This is a genomic window from Amycolatopsis sp. NPDC021455 (assembly GCF_040640995.1).
Lineage (GTDB): Bacteria > Actinomycetota > Actinomycetes > Mycobacteriales > Pseudonocardiaceae > Amycolatopsis.
Window position 1 is genome coordinate 28,098 of the sequence record NZ_JBFACT010000034.1, and the last position, 12,318, is coordinate 40,415.

The 12,318-nt window shown below is 72.0% G+C and carries 13 protein-coding genes; 7 read left to right on the forward strand and 6 right to left on the reverse strand.

Going from position 1 to position 12,318, the window contains the following annotated elements; all coding sequences use genetic code 11:
• Window positions 1–77 precede the first annotated feature (77 nt).
• The 3 genes from AB0G28_RS30210 to AB0G28_RS30220 form a co-directional block, all read right to left on the reverse strand.
• Entirely contained in the window at window positions 78–1,688 is a 1,611-nt protein-coding gene (locus AB0G28_RS30210; RefSeq protein ID WP_361096441.1) for a succinic semialdehyde dehydrogenase, read from the reverse strand.
• A gap of 103 nt (window positions 1,689–1,791) precedes the next feature.
• Window positions 1,792–2,838: a hypothetical protein gene (locus tag AB0G28_RS30215; RefSeq protein WP_361096444.1), complete on the reverse strand. Its 1,047-nt coding sequence runs from the start codon at window positions 2,836–2,838 to the stop codon at window positions 1,792–1,794.
• An 83-nt stretch (window positions 2,839–2,921) separates the two neighbouring features.
• A complete protein-coding gene (locus tag AB0G28_RS30220) occupies window positions 2,922–3,539 on the reverse strand; it encodes a TetR/AcrR family transcriptional regulator (protein WP_361096447.1) in 618 nt (205 codons plus the stop codon).
• 94 nt (window positions 3,540–3,633) lie between these two features.
• Between AB0G28_RS30220 and AB0G28_RS30225 the strand changes: the two genes are divergently transcribed.
• Together AB0G28_RS30225 and AB0G28_RS30230 are read left to right on the forward strand one after the other, a co-directional pair.
• Window positions 3,634–4,785, forward strand: a complete 1,152-nt coding sequence (locus AB0G28_RS30225) for an acyl-CoA dehydrogenase family protein (RefSeq protein WP_361096450.1) — start codon at window positions 3,634–3,636, stop codon at window positions 4,783–4,785.
• Between the two features lie 11 nt (window positions 4,786–4,796).
• On the forward strand, window positions 4,797–5,933 hold the full coding sequence (locus tag AB0G28_RS30230; RefSeq protein WP_361096453.1) for a CaiB/BaiF CoA-transferase family protein: 1,137 nt from the start codon (window positions 4,797–4,799) through the stop codon (window positions 5,931–5,933).
• Here AB0G28_RS30230 and AB0G28_RS30235 read toward each other — a convergent pair.
• Together AB0G28_RS30235 and AB0G28_RS30240 are read right to left on the reverse strand one after the other, a co-directional pair.
• Window positions 5,930–6,460: a GNAT family protein gene (locus AB0G28_RS30235; RefSeq protein ID WP_361096456.1), complete on the reverse strand. Its 531-nt coding sequence runs from the start codon at window positions 6,458–6,460 to the stop codon at window positions 5,930–5,932. The genes AB0G28_RS30230 and AB0G28_RS30235 overlap by 4 nt on opposite strands.
• A 202-nt stretch (window positions 6,461–6,662) precedes the next feature.
• Window positions 6,663–7,436, reverse strand: a complete 774-nt coding sequence (locus tag AB0G28_RS30240) for a crotonase/enoyl-CoA hydratase family protein (RefSeq protein ID WP_361096459.1) — start codon at window positions 7,434–7,436, stop codon at window positions 6,663–6,665.
• A gap of 102 nt (window positions 7,437–7,538) precedes the next feature.
• On the opposite strand from AB0G28_RS30240, the gene AB0G28_RS30245 reads away from it, so the two are divergent.
• The 5 genes from AB0G28_RS30245 (at window position 7,539) to AB0G28_RS30265 (ending at window position 10,790) form a co-directional block, all read left to right on the forward strand.
• Window positions 7,539–7,706: a hypothetical protein gene (locus AB0G28_RS30245; RefSeq protein WP_167441725.1), complete on the forward strand. Its 168-nt coding sequence runs from the start codon at window positions 7,539–7,541 to the stop codon at window positions 7,704–7,706.
• 360 nt (window positions 7,707–8,066) lie between these two features.
• Window positions 8,067–8,549 (forward strand): helix-turn-helix transcriptional regulator, encoded by a 483-nt coding sequence (locus AB0G28_RS30250; protein ID WP_361096462.1) that lies wholly within the window; start codon window positions 8,067–8,069, stop codon window positions 8,547–8,549.
• Window positions 8,550–8,665: 116 nt separating this feature from the next.
• The gene (locus AB0G28_RS30255; RefSeq protein WP_361096465.1) at window positions 8,666–9,583 is read left to right on the forward strand and encodes a lytic murein transglycosylase; all 918 of its coding nucleotides are present in this window, start codon (window positions 8,666–8,668) and stop codon (window positions 9,581–9,583) included.
• Between the two features lie 504 nt (window positions 9,584–10,087).
• A complete protein-coding gene (locus AB0G28_RS30260; protein WP_361096606.1) occupies window positions 10,088–10,432 on the forward strand; it encodes a hypothetical protein in 345 nt (114 codons plus the stop codon).
• A gap of 13 nt (window positions 10,433–10,445) precedes the next feature.
• Window positions 10,446–10,790 (forward strand): DUF3817 domain-containing protein, encoded by a 345-nt coding sequence (locus tag AB0G28_RS30265; RefSeq protein WP_361096468.1) that lies wholly within the window; start codon window positions 10,446–10,448, stop codon window positions 10,788–10,790.
• On the opposite strand, the gene AB0G28_RS30270 is transcribed toward AB0G28_RS30265, so the two are convergent.
• Window positions 10,768–12,192 (reverse strand): MFS transporter, encoded by a 1,425-nt coding sequence (locus tag AB0G28_RS30270; RefSeq protein WP_361096471.1) that lies wholly within the window; start codon window positions 12,190–12,192, stop codon window positions 10,768–10,770. The genes AB0G28_RS30265 and AB0G28_RS30270 overlap by 23 nt on opposite strands.
• Window positions 12,193–12,318: the final 126 nt, after the last annotated feature.

Genomic DNA, 12,318 nt, shown 5'->3' on the forward strand with positions numbered 1-12,318 from the left:
CTTGCCGGTTTCGCCGTGTCGACCCTCAAATCACGTGAGATGACCCTTCAATCACGCGTGCTGACCCTTCGATCACGTCAGCGGGGGAGGCGGCGGAGGGCCTTGAGGCCGAACGTCATGGCGCGGGACCACAGCGAACCCGGGACCGCGCGCGGTGGCCGCAGGGCCAGGCCGCGCTGCAGGGCGATCGACTGGGACTCCGTGTACTTCAGCAGGCCCTCGGCGCCGTTGCGGCGGCCGACGCCGGAGTCCTTCATCCCGCCCATCGGGACGCCGACGCTGCCGAACGTCGCCGCGTAGCCCTCGTTGACGTTGACCGTGCCGGCCTTGAGCCGGGCCGCGACCTCCCAGCCCGCGCGGCCGTTGCGGGACCAGACGCTGGCGTTGAGGCCGAACGGCGTGTCGTTGGCCCGGTCGATGGCGTCGGTGACGTCGGTGTAGCCGTAGATCGACACGACCGGCCCGAACGTCTCCTCGGCGAACGGCAGCATCTCGGGGGTGACGCCGGAAAGCACCGTCGGCTCGTAGAACAGCGGGCCGAGGTCGGGCCGGGCGCGGCCGCCGGTGAGCACCGAAGCGCCCTTCGCGCGGGCGTCCTCGACATGCGCCGACACCGCCGCGAGCTGCTCTTCCGACGTCAGCGACCCCATCTGCGCCTGGTAGTCCAGGGCGCCACCGAGGCGCAAAGCCGCGGTCCGGGCCACGAACGCCCGGGTGAACTCCTCGCGGATGTCCTCGTGGACGTAGATCCGCTCGACCGACACGCACAGCTGCCCGGCCGAGGAGAAGCACGCCGTCACCGCGCCCGTCGCGGCCTTCGCGACGTCGGCGTCGGGCAGCACGATCATCGGGTTCTTGCCGCCGAGCTCCAGCGAGTACGACGTCAGCCGCTTCGCCACCTGCCCGGCCAGTTCCTTGCCGGTCGGCGTGGAACCGGTGAAGCAGAGGTAGTCCGACTCCTCGATCAGCGCGGTGCCGATCTTCGACCCGCGGCCGAGCACGATCTGCCAGGTCCCGGCCGGCAGCCCGGCCTCCTCGGCGAGCTCGTGCAGCCACAGCGCCGAGAGCGCGGTCTGGTTGTCCGGCTTCTGCACCACGGCGTTGCCGGCGGCCAGCGCCGGGAGGACGTCCATCGCGGTGAGGGCGAGGGGGTAGTTCCACGGCGAGATGATCCCGACGACGCCCTTCGGGTGCCGGACCTCGCCCGCGCGGGTCAGGCCGGGGATGACGCCGACGACGCGCCGCGGGGCGAGGATCTTCGCGGCGTGCTTGCCGTAGTAGGCCGCGACGAGCGCGGTCGCGCTGACCTCGTCGAACGCGTCGAGCCGGGCCTTGCCCGCTTCGACCTGGACCAGGTCGAGCACCTCCTCCTGCCGGGCGAGCACGAGGTCGTGCAGGCGGGTGAGCACCCGGGCGCGCTCGGCGGGGGAGCGGTCGGCCCACCTCCGCTGGGCGGCCCGCGCGCCGGCGAACACCGCGCGGACGTCGGCGTCGGTGGCCTGCGGCAGGGTCGCGATCGGTTGCCTGGTGAAGGGCGCGCGCATGCGGATCGGTGCCGAGTCGGCACCGCCCGCCACGCGGGCGACGAGCCGGGCCGCCCGCGCCGAGTCCGGCGCCCCGGCGACACCACCGACCGTCGGCGGCAACGGGGTGTCTTCGCTCGGCTTCGCGGGGGTCGTGCTGGTCATGACGTCTCCGTTCCGGCGGAGTCCGCGCGACGTCGCGCAGGGGTTACCGACGAGTTCACCATACCGTCGGTACGTCAGATGTCCAGCCTGATGTGAATAAGATTCACGTCTTGGGTGGGTTCAGGGGCGGCAGCTGGTAGTTCGGCTCGGTCGGCGACGTGGGCGGCTGCTGCGCCGGGTGCGACTGCGCCTGCGTGACGCCGCCGTAGGGGTCGTCGAGCCGCGACGACACCCCGCCGGGCTGCGCGGGGAACGGCTGCGACGGCGGCGCTGCCTCGCCGGACTGGGCCGGGTGCGGCTGGGCCGGGAACGGCTGCGACGGCGGCCCGGCGAAGGGCGGCGTCCCGCCCGGATACTGCGGACCGGCGGCCTGCGCGGGGAAGGGCTGCGACGGCGTCCCGCCCGGGTACGACGGACCCGCCTCCGCGGCGAAAGGCTGCGACGGTTGGTAAGGCTGCGCGCCGGGGTACGGCTGCGCTCCCGCGTACTGCTGGGGCGGCACGGGGTAGGGCCGCGACTGCTGCTGGTACGGCCCGGCCGGCGCCGCGGCGGGGGCCCGGCGCCCGGCCAGCACCGCGAAGATCAGCGCCACCAGGGCGACGACCCCGCCGCCGAGCAGCACCCAGAACCCGGTCCCGGTCGCGTAGTGCGACTGGAGCCCGCTCTGGTCGGACTCGTAGCTCAACGTCGCCGAGACGTCCATGCCGAGCATCCACACCGCCGCGGCGACCCCGGCGCCGCCGGCGACCAGTGCCGTCCGCGCGCCCGAGCGCAGCCCGGGCCCCGCCGAGCGCCGCGCGCCGGCGAACGCCAGCCCGGCCCCGGCCAGCAGCACCACGGCGCCGGTGGTCAGCGGGATCCCGTAGCGGGCGACGTGGGTGTTCTCGTAGAACTTCTTCGCCTCGTCGCCGGGTTCGACGTCGAACGACCGCGACCACGCGCTGATCGTCTGCTTGCTCTCGGTCTTGCCGTTGAAGACCTGCTCGAACGACGTCTGCGGCAGGAACGACCCGGCCACCACGAGGGCCGCGGCGAGGACGCCGAGGATCCCGGCGAGCAGCCGGAACAGCGCGCCCGGGTCGGCGGGTGCCGGCTGGGGCGGCTGCGCCGGGGGAGGGCCGTAAGAGTAGGGATACGGCGTGGCGGTCATCGGAGCTCCCCTCTTTCCGGGGGATTGGACCACGAATCCGCCCGCGGGATAAGGGGCAAAACAGCGTTGTGGTGCCGCGCTGGTCAGCTCGGCGCAGTGGTGGCGTCCTGGTAGAGCAGAACGGCGATGCGCTTCCACTCCTCCAGCAGCTGGCGGCGCCGGTTCGGGTCGCCGCCGAGTTCGGCGTCCAGGGCGAGCCCTCGAGTCAGGTTCACGGTGAGCCAGAAGAGCATTTCGGCGCGTTCGGGCGGGAGCTCGCCGGCGACCTGGGTGACGTGTTCGAGCGTGGCGCGGCCGAGCGCGCGGTCGACCGGGCGGATGGCCGCGCGCAGCTCGGGGTCGGTGCGGGCGGCGACCCACAGCTCGGTGACGGCGGTCGAGAGCGTGCCGGAGTAGCCGGCCCACAGCAGGTCGATCGCCGCGGCGACGCCGGTGCCGCCGCCGGGCAGGGCGTCCAGCGAGGCCGCGAGCCGGCGGCGCAGCTTCGTCGTCAGGTGCTCGACCGCGGCCGCCATCAGCTCGGCCTTCGCGGTGAAGTGGTGCTGCACCGCGCCCTTCGACACGCCCGCCCGGGCGCAGATCTCCTGGACCGAGGTGCGCGCGTAGCCGACCTCGACCAGCGAGTCGATGGTCGCGTCCAGCAGCGCCGTGCGGGTCTGTTCGCGCCGCTGCGCCTGGGTCCGGTGCGCCGTCTCGGTCACCGCGGCCTCCCTGCTTTACCGACCGGCCGGAACGGATGTACATTCCGACCAGAACTTACATGCCGGTCGTCATGTTTTCCAGCAGGAGGGTCCCGTGCCGTTGCAACTCCCGAAGAGCTCGTGGAGCACGACCGAGCTCGAAGACCTCCGCGAGTTGTCGCGGTCCTTCCTGCAGAAGGAGGTCGTCCCGCACCAGGAACGCTGGGCCGCGCAGAAGAAGGCCGACCGCGAGCTGTGGACCAAGGCCGGCGACGTCGGCCTGCTCTGCCTGTCCATCCCCGAGGAGTACGGCGGGGGCGGCGGCACGTTCGCGCACGAGGCCGTGCTCTACGAAGAGCAGTCCCGCGCCGGCGACAGCGCGTGGGGCGTCACCGTCCACAATGGAATCGTCGCGCACTACCTGCTCGCCTACGCCTCGGAGGAGAAGAAGCGGGAGTGGCTGCCGAAGCTGGCCACCGGCGAGATGGTCGGCGCGATCGCGATGACCGAGCCCGGCACCGGCTCCGACCTGCAGGGGATCAAGACACGCGCGGTGCGCGACGGCGGCCACTACGTCCTCAACGGCGCGAAGACCTTCATCACCAACGGCTTCCACGCCGACCTCGTGATCGTCGCCTGCAAGACCGACCCGGACGCCGGCGCCCAGGGCGTCTCGCTGCTCGTGGTCGAGACCGACACACCCGGCTTCCGCCGCGGCCGCGTGCTCGACAAGGTCGGGATGAAGGGCCAGGACACCTCCGAGCTGTTCTTCGACGACGTCCGCGTGCCGGCCGCCAACCTGCTCGGCGACGCCGAAGGCCAGGGTTTCGTCCAGCTGATGCAGCAGCTGCCGCAGGAACGGCTGATCATCGCCGTCACCGCGGTGGCCGGCCTGGAGGCGGCGGTCGACCTCACGCTCGAGTACACCAAGGAGCGCACGGCGTTCGGCCGGCCGATCTTCTCCTTCCAGAACACCAAGTTCACCCTCGCCGAAGCCGCGACCGAGGCCGCGGTGGCGCGGGCGTTCCTCGACCAGTGCGTCGAACGGCACCTGCGCGGCGAACTCGACGTCCAGGGCGCGGCGATGGCGAAGCTGTGGACCACCGAGCGCGTCAACAAGGTCATCGACGACTGCTTGCAGCTCTTCGGCGGCTACGGCTACATGACCGAGTACCCGATCGCGCGTGCCTGGGCCGACGTCCGGATCTCCCGGATCTTCGGCGGCACCAGCGAGATCATGAAGGAAATCATCTCCCGCTCGCTCTGAAAGGGTTGCTCATGAAAGCAGGTCCGCTCAGCGGCCTGAAGGTGGTGGAACTCGCCGGCCTCGCGCCGGGGCCGTTCGCCACGATGATCCTCGCCGACCTCGGCGCCGACGTCGTCCGCGTCGACCGCGCCCAGCCGGGGGAGGACATCCTCGGCATCGGGACCGACCCGCTCGCGCGCGGCCGCCGGTCGGTCGGCATCAACACCAAGACCCCCGAGGGCGTCGAGCTGGTGCTGAAGCTGTGCGACACGGCCGACGTGCTCATCGAGGGTTTCCGCCCGGGCGTCGCCGAGCGGATCGGGCTCGGCCCCGACGTCGTGCACGCCCGCAACCCGCGGCTCGTCTACGGCCGGATGACCGGCTGGGGCCAGGACGGCCCCCTGTCCCAGGCCGCCGGGCACGACATCAACTACATCGGCATCGCCGGCGCCCTCGAGCCGATCGGCCGCGCGGGGGAGCGGCCGGTGCCGCCGCTCAACCTCGTCGGCGACTTCGGCGGTGGCGGGCTGCTGCTGGCGATGGGCATCCTGGCCGCGCTGTACGAACGGAACACCTCGGGCCGCGGCCAGGTGGTCGACGCGTCGATGGTCGACGGCGCCGCGCTGCTCACCACGAGCCTGCACGGCATCAAGGCGGCCGGCCTCTGGTCGGAGGAGCGCGGCGAAAACATGCTCGACGGCGGCGCGCCGTTCTACGACACCTACGAAACCGCGGACGGCAAGTACGTCGCCGTCGGCGCGATCGAGATGCGGTTCTGGGGCGACCTCGTCCGCGTGCTGGAGCTGAACGCCGACGAACTGCCGCCGCACGTCGACCGGACGCAGTGGCCGAAGCTGCGCGAGATCGTCGCCCGAGCCATCGCCCAGCACACCCGCGACGAGCTCGTCGCCCGCGCCGAAGACACCGACGCGTGCCTGACGCCGGTGCTCTCGCCGACGGAAGCGCCGTCCCACCCGCACAACGCCGCGCGCGGCACGTTCGTCGAGATCGGCGGCATGGTCCAGCCCGCCCCGGCGCCGCGGTTCGACCGGACGCCGCCGGAGACGCCGGAAGCCCCGCACGCCAAGGGATCCGACACCGAGGCGGTGCTCGCCGAACTGGGCGTCACGGACCTCGGTGCGCTGCGCGAAGCCGGGGTGATCGCCTAGCTCTTCGCGAGGTCGGAGCGCACGACCGAGTAGACGACGCTGTCGCGCCACTCGCCGTCCCGGAAGCCGTAGCCGCGTAGGACGCCTTCGCGCGTGAACCCGGCCTTCTCGAGCGAGCGCTGTTCGGCGCGGTTGCCGATCTCGGTCGTCGCTTCGACGCGGTTCAGCTGCGTGTGCGCGAAGAGGTATTCGACGAGCAGCCGCTGGGCCTCGGTGCCGTAGCCGTGGCCGCGGGCTTCCGGGACCAGGACCAGGCCCATGTTCCAGCAGAAGGACGTCGGCCCGGTGCGGCTGCGGTGCCAGGAGACCAGCCCGAGGACGCGGCCGCCGAGCGTCGGCACCAGCATGCCGTTCTCGGTGGTGAGCATCCCGGTCTCGTGCCACCGTCGGCGCAGGTAACCGGGGTCGTGCCAGCCGAACCACTGGTGCTCGCCCGTCGCGGCGGGATCGTTGGTCAGCCGTTCGAGCAGCTCGAGATCGGCCTCGGCCACGGGCCGGAGCACGACTCCGGAGACCTCGTCGTCCATCCGGAGACCCTATCGGCCGCTCGACCGGAACCACGGCACCCGCGCCGAAAGAGGCCTCACCCGTGACTGAGCGGTCGACACACGTGATTGAAAGGTCGATACGCGTGATTGGAGGGGCGACACGACCGGGTCCGGGGATTTCGCCGTGTCGACCCCGCAATCACGGGTGATGACCCTCGAATCACGCGTGATGACCCTTCAATCACGCGAAACTGCCGTGCCGGCCTTCGCCGCCCGCGAAGCGGGCCGCGCCGTCGACCGCTTCCGCGGCCAGGACGCCCGTGCCCATCGCCGCGGCGAACTCCGCGGTGAGGGCGTCCTCTTCGGACTCTCCCCACTGCCGGAGTGCCGAACGGCGGTCGCCGCGCAGGCAGGCCTGCGGGAATGACGCCAGCCGGCGGGCCAGCTCCTGGGCCGCCGAGACGGCTTGACCGGCCGGGACCAGGCGGTTCGCCAGGCCGATGTCCAGGGCCTCGGCGGCCTCGACCGGGCGCCCGGTGAGGATCAGGTCCATCGCCCGGGACTGGCCGATCAGGCGCGGCAGCCGCACCGTGCCGCCGTCGATCAGCGGGACGCCCCAGCGGCGGCAGAACACGCCGAACACCGCCGTGGCGTCCGCGACGCGCAGGTCGCACCACAGCGCCAGCTCCAGCCCGCCCGCGACGGCGTGCCCGTGCACCGCCGCGATCACCGGCTTGCCGAGCCTCATCCGGGTGGGTCCCATCGGGCCGTCCCCGTCCGGGTGAGTCCGGTTCACCCGGTCAGTGCCGATCGCCTTGAGGTCCGCGCCCGCGCAGAACGTGCCGCCGGCCCCGGTCAGCACCGCCACCGCGGCGTCCGGGTCGGCGTCGAAGGCGCGGAAGGCGGCGGCCAGCTCGGCCGCGGTGGGCCCGTCGACGGCGTTGCGCGCGGACGGCCGGTCGATGGTGATCGTGGTCACCACGCCGTCGCGCTGGACGAGCACGCTGCCGGTCATCGCCGCTCCCTGGGTTGATCGAGGTGTCTTCCGGGCACGCCTTCCCTAGAGTATTGGGGTGGCCACTCCCAGGACGGGGACGGCGAGCCGGGGAGGAAGCACATGTCGGGCGGCGTGAAGAAGATCCTCATCGTCGGTGTGGTCGCGCTCGTGCTCTTCTTCCTCATCACCCAGCCCCACCAGTCCGCCGACTTCGTGCACCGCGTCCTCGGCTGGCTCAAGGACGGCGCCGAAGCGATCGTCACGTTCTTCCGGGCGCTCTTCTCCTGACCTGCCGCACCCGCGCACCGGCCCCGCTTCGGGCGGCGCCGGTGGCTACCGTGCGTGTTAGCGGACGGTAAATCACCCAGCGTCACCAATCTCGGATTTCGGACTCCACGCTCGACCATCCGGGTGGATTGCGCCTCAAAACGCGCAGGTCGGCGAATTCGTGGCACCCGGGGTCTGGCGAAGAAGACCACCCCGGCCCTACGGTGCTCACATTGCGTGATCGGGTGGTTCGCCACCCCCTCGGAGAACCCCGATACGCAGGCAGTTTCCACTCAGCAAGGTGCAGGTTGGTGCGTGCGGCACCACCGCGTGGGACAGGCGTCAGGGCCTGTCCGTCGGGGACCTACCAAGGAGGCAGGGATGACCGGAGATCCCGGAGTGGACGCGTTGATCCGGCAGTGGGCCGCCGAGCGCGAGCGGACCCCGGAGGAGCAGGAAGTCGACCGCATCGCGTCCGCGTGGCTGGCCGACGCTCCCCCAGCCGCCCCGGGCATCCCCGGCCAGCGCGCCCGGTCCGGACCGTCGCGGTTCGTCCCGGTCGAATCGGCCGACCCCGGTTACCTCGACGCGATGCGCAGCCGGCTGCCGGAGGTGCCCGAAGAGCTGCTCACGGCCGCCGCGGGCTGGTGGCAGATGGTCGGCGGGGTCGCCGAGGCCGAGGAGTGGTGGGACGCCGGCATCAGCCCGCTCGACCAGCGGGCCCTCGACTACCGGGCGGCCGGGCTCGCGCCGTCCGACCTGAGCCGCCGGCTCGGGCCGATGACCGTCCTGCAGCACCTGCGCCGCGGCAGCGCCCCGGCCTGGTGCGTGGCGCGGCTCGCGCGCCAGCAGAAGTCCGCCTGAGTTCCACACGGCCGGGTGAACCGGCGTGGTGAGAGGATCTTGACGGCCCGCGTAACGCTAACCTGCGCGGGCTCGTTGAGCAGTCGTCGACATCACGCCGGAGAACCGGGAGTTTCGTGCGCAGGAGTACCGGAAAGACCGAGGACGACCGGATCGACGCCGTCGACGAAGCCGCCCCCGCAGCCCCGGCACCGTCGCCGCGCTCCGCGGGTGTGGCCGTCCTCACCCGGCTGGTCGTCGTCCTCGCCGTGCTGGCGGTCGCCGGCGGCGGCGTCTGGCTCGTCACCCGTGCCGCGACGCCCGAGGCGAGCCCGACCACCACCGAAATCCCCGCTCTGCAGGTCAAGGCGGCCGACGTCCGCCCGGGGTCGGTCGCCCCGGCCGGTGGCGCGGTGGCCGGTGGCGCCGACCAGCAGACCACCCCCCAGCAGGCCCGTTCGCGCGAGACCGGCCCGGCGACGCTCGCGCAGTGGGCGAGCCAGGTCGCGGCGGTCACCGGCGTCCCGGCGCGGGCGCTGTCGGCCTACGGCAACGCCGAGCTGGCGATGCGCGCGAACCAGCCGAACTGCCGGATCTCGTGGGCGACCCTGGCCGGCATCGGCCGGATCGAGTCCAACCACGGCCAGTACGCCGGCGCGGTGCTCGGCGCGGACGGCCGCCCGTCGAAGCCGATCATCGGCGTCCCGCTCGACGGCTCGTCGGGCGTCCAGGCGATCGGCGACACGGACGGCGGCCGCTACGACGGCGACGCGGGCGTCGACCGCGCGGTCGGCCCGATGCAGTTCATCCCGGGCACGTGGCGCAAGTGGGCCTCCGACGGCAACGGCGACGGCCTCGGCGACCCCCAGCAGATCGACGACGCCGCCCTGGCGGCGGCCCGCTACCTGTGCGCGGGCGGCCGGGACATGGCGAGCCCGTCGGGCTGGTGGGCGGGGATCCTGTCGTACAACAACTCGACGGAGTACGCGCAGAAGGTGTTCGGCCTTGCGGACGGCTATGCCAAGGCGGCCCAGTCGGTCCGCAAGCAGGGTTGAGGACTTTGCGCGGTGGCCGGCCTGCGGGATGTCATGGACGAAGGTCGGTCGTCCACAGGCAAGGCTGAATGTGGACAACTCGGCGCCCCTGGGGCTGCTGAGGCTCGGATTGTCGTTGGCCGCCGGTAGACTGGACTCGGGGACGCCCCCCCCTGGGAGTGGCGGGGGTCGGCGAAGTCGCGCCCGGACTCCGGGCGCGCAGGTCCGCCCGAGTCCCCGGCCCGCCCTCCTTGACTGCTGCGACGCTGGTCGCCGAGGTTTGCCGCGCTGTCGAAGGTCGCGAATGAGTCATTGGGGACCTGGCACGTCCCGAATGAGTCATTCGCGACACCCGGCCGGCGGCTCACAGCGCCACTTCGACCACGGAGCCCCGCGGCAGCGATCGACTTTGCCGGAACCCTGCCCAGGGAGGGCGGGGGCCGGGGGTTCGCTCAGCCGTCCAGTGCTAGCGTCAAAGCCGTGCCAGCATCCCCTCCGCCGGCTGGATCCCCGTGGGCCCGCCGGATCGCGATCGTCGCGACGTGCCTGGTGAGCCTGCTCGTCTGCTGCGGGCTCGCCTGGTGGCAGTGGGACCGCTTCACCTCGGCGAACGGCACCTTCCAGAACCTCGGCTACGTCCTGCAGTGGCCGCTGTTCGGGCTGTTCCCCGCCTTCATGTTCTGGCGGATCCGCAAGCTCCGGCAGAAAGCCGAAGCCGACGGCCCGGGGAACGAGAAGCAGCCCGAGGTGCCCGCCCCCCGTCCCCGCCCCGATGTGCCGAAGCCGGAACAGGACGAGGACGAGGAGCTGGCCGCGTACAACCGTTACCTGCGCGAGCTGAACGCCCGCGACCAGCAGGCCGCAGAGTGAGGACGACGACCCGATGACCACCAGCACCGAAGGTGCCGCGCAGACCGCGGTGCCGCTTTCCGGCCCCCTGGTCCGGTTCCGCACCGCCGCCTACGTCACCGGCGTCGGCCTGCTCGGCCTGTGCTTCGTGATGGTGCTTCGCTACGCCTTCGGCAACCCGACGCCGTCGGCGGTCTACTCGCCGATCCACGGCGTGCTGTACATGATCTACCTGGTGCTCACCATCGACCTGGCGATCAAGGCCCGCTGGTCGATCAAGGGCACCGTGCTCGTGCTGCTGGCCGGCTGCGTCCCGTTCGTCTCGTTCCTCGTCGAGCGCCGGGTGACGCACAAGGTCAAGGCCGGGCAGAAGCTGTAACGCGGCGGAACGTCAGCGCCACCAGGACCGTGCACGCCGCGAACACCGCGGACGTCGTGAACGCGGCGGTCATCCCGTCGACCGTGAGCTGCGCGCCGGTCGAGGCCGACGAGCGGGTCACCGAGCCGAACACCGTGATCAGGACGCCCAGCCCGAGCGTGCTGCCGACCTGCTGCATGGTCTGCAGCACGCCGCCCGCGGCGCCCGCGTCCTCGGTCGGCACGGTGGCCATCACGATCACGTTGAGCGGCGCGAACGCCAGTCCGACGCCCAGCCCCATCAGCAGCAGCGGACCGAACAGTGCGGGGAAGTACGCGCTGTCCGTGCTGAGCAGCGCGAGCCAGACGAGGCCGGTGACCATCACCAGGGACCCGGTCACGGCCAGCGTCTTCGGCCCGTAGCGGGGGAGCAGCCGCGGCACGAGCCGGCTCATCGTGAAGATCAGTACCGCCATCGGCAGGAACGCGAACCCGGTGGCCAGCGCGGCGTAGTGCCGGATGTCCTGCATGAACTGGGTGAGGAAGAAGAACATCGACATCATCGCCATCGGGCCGAGGAAGAAGTTGACGTAGGCCGCGCTGCGGTTGCGGTCGGCGAACAGCCGCAGCGGGACCAGCGGCATCTCGCTGCGGGCCTCGATGGCGACGAACCCGGCCAGCACCACCAGCCCGGCGGCGAGCGAGCCGAGCGTCACCGGGTTGCCCCAGCCGTCGGACGCGGCGTGGGTGAAGGCGAACACCAGCGAGCCGACGCCGAGGGTGCCCGTGATCGCGCCGGGTAGGTCGAGGTGCGCGCGCCGCCGCTCCGGTTCGGCGACGAACCGCGGCGCGAGCAGGACGATCGCCAGGCCGAACGGGACGTTGATGAACAGCCCCGCGCGCCACGAGATCCACTCGGTGAGCAGGCCGCCGACGATGAGGCCGATCGCGAACCCGCCGCTGGACATGGCGGAGAACAGCGCCAGCGCCCGGACGCGCGCCTTGGTCTCGGTGAACGTCGTGGTGATCAGCGCCAGGGTGCTCGGCCCCGCCATGGCGGCGCCGACGCCCTGCAGGGCCCGGGCGGCGATGAGCAGCGCGGCCGAGTCGGCGAGGCCGCCGGCCAGCGACGCGAGAGTGAACACGGCGGTGCCCGCGACGAACATGCGGCGCCGGCCGAACAGGTCGCCCGCGCGGCCGCCGAGCAGCAGGAGGCCGCCGAAGACGAGGCTGTAGGCGGTCATCACCCAGGACAGGCCGGTCGGCGTGAAGCCGAGGTCGGCCTGGATGCGGGGCAGGGCGACGTTGACCACGGTCGCGTCGAGGATGAGCATGAGCTGGCAGGTCAGGATGATCGCGAGGACCAGCCCGCCGCGCTTGCGCGCCGCCGGGGCGGGCGCACGGTCGAGCGTCTGCTGTGACAAGGGATACTCCCCCATGGAGTAAGAGAAGAAGCGGAGATGTTCTCCGCTTGCCTGTGATCCGATAATATGGAGAGTGTCTCCGGATGCGCAAGTGAATTCGGAGAATCTCTCCGGTTAAGTGGCGAG

Coding starts and splice junctions, on each gene's coding strand:
- AB0G28_RS30240 (WP_361096459.1), bottom strand. CDS start 7,436: ATGACCGGCAGCGTGCTCGTCCAGCGCGACGGCGTGGTGACCACGATC.
- AB0G28_RS30215 (WP_361096444.1), bottom strand. CDS start 2,838: ATGACCGCCACGCCGTATCCCTACTCTTACGGCCCTCCCCCGGCGCAG.
- AB0G28_RS30210 (WP_361096441.1), bottom strand. CDS start 1,688: ATGACCAGCACGACCCCCGCGAAGCCGAGCGAAGACACCCCGTTGCCG.
- AB0G28_RS30230 (WP_361096453.1), top strand. CDS start 4,797: ATGAAAGCAGGTCCGCTCAGCGGCCTGAAGGTGGTGGAACTCGCCGGC.
- AB0G28_RS30265 (WP_361096468.1), top strand. CDS start 10,446: ATGACCACCAGCACCGAAGGTGCCGCGCAGACCGCGGTGCCGCTTTCC.
- AB0G28_RS30235 (WP_361096456.1), bottom strand. CDS start 6,460: ATGGACGACGAGGTCTCCGGAGTCGTGCTCCGGCCCGTGGCCGAGGCC.
- AB0G28_RS30245 (WP_167441725.1), top strand. CDS start 7,539: ATGTCGGGCGGCGTGAAGAAGATCCTCATCGTCGGTGTGGTCGCGCTC.
- AB0G28_RS30250 (WP_361096462.1), top strand. CDS start 8,067: ATGACCGGAGATCCCGGAGTGGACGCGTTGATCCGGCAGTGGGCCGCC.